Source organism: Pseudomonas baetica, from assembly GCF_019733355.1.
Taxonomy (GTDB): Bacteria; Pseudomonadota; Gammaproteobacteria; order Pseudomonadales; family Pseudomonadaceae; genus Aquipseudomonas; species Aquipseudomonas baetica_A.
This window is the reverse complement of sequence record NZ_JAIHLQ010000136.1, coordinates 1-473: the sequence shown is the minus strand read 5'-3', so window position 1 is coordinate 473 and position 473 is coordinate 1. Positions and strand designations below refer to the sequence as shown.

Here is a 473-nt window from a genome sequence, read left to right as displayed (position 1 = left end):
GCCCTTGTCTCGCAGGTAATTGTTGATGGTTTCTAGGATGCCCGACGCCAGTTGGTGCTTCTCCAACAGGTGCCGGAAATTCATGATCGTCGTGTCTTCGGGGATCGGAGCGCTGAGCGTCAGGCGAGTAAACAGGCGCATCGAAGTGATCTCGTACAGCGTCTCTTCCATTGCTGGGTCGCTCAACGAGAACCAGTTCTGCAGCAGGTGAATGCGCAACATGGTTTCCAATGGATACGGCTTACGGCCACCGCCAGCCTTTGGGTAATGCGGCTCGATCAATGCCACCAACCCGCTCCACGGCACCACCTGCTCCATCTCGGCCAGGAAACGCTCGCGACGGGTTTGCTTGCGCTTACCGGCGTACTCGAAATCGGAGAAGCTCATCTGACTCATGGGATGGCGGGCTTGTAGAGGGAAGTTGGACGAAGGGCTATTTCAGCACAGGTCAGACGGTCTGTGCTGACTTGATC

At 56.7% G+C, this 473-nt stretch carries 1 protein-coding gene; it reads right to left on the bottom strand.

The window, feature by feature from the left end; genetic code table 11:
* On the bottom strand, positions 1-396 hold a 396-nt coding region (locus K5E40_RS34435), incomplete at its 3' end, for a transposase (RefSeq protein WP_221734436.1).
* Positions 397-473: the final 77 nt, after the last annotated feature.